The organism is Vibrio sp. 10N.222.52.B7 (assembly GCF_041474275.1).
Lineage (GTDB): Bacteria > Pseudomonadota > Gammaproteobacteria > Enterobacterales > Vibrionaceae > Vibrio > Vibrio crassostreae_C.
Genome location: NZ_JBFRTU010000788.1, coordinates 1 through 259 on the forward strand (window position 1 = coordinate 1; position 259 = coordinate 259).

Below are 259 nucleotides of genomic sequence, written 5' to 3' on the forward strand. Positions count from 1 at the left end.
CGCTTGGAAAGCACCTTCAGGTACATCCCAAACACAACTCAGGCCAAACTCGCTCGCAGCCTTAAAACCAAAGCGGCCGTAGTAAGCAGGATCACCAAGCACAACACAGGCTGGGAAACCGAAATCTACCAATGTAGAAAATGCGTCTTCAACCAGTGATTTGGCAATACCTTGATTGCGGTACTCTTCTTTCACTGCGAGAGGCGCAAGTCCCTGCCAGTTATGATCGTCACCATGGAGAGTAATAGGGCTAAACATC

General features: G+C 49.0%; 1 protein-coding gene. It reads right to left on the minus strand.

Going from position 1 to position 259, the window contains the following annotated elements; all coding sequences use genetic code 11:
• The coding region (locus tag AB4512_RS25320; protein ID WP_372176218.1) for a GNAT family N-acetyltransferase at positions 1-259 on the minus strand (259 nt) is incomplete at both ends.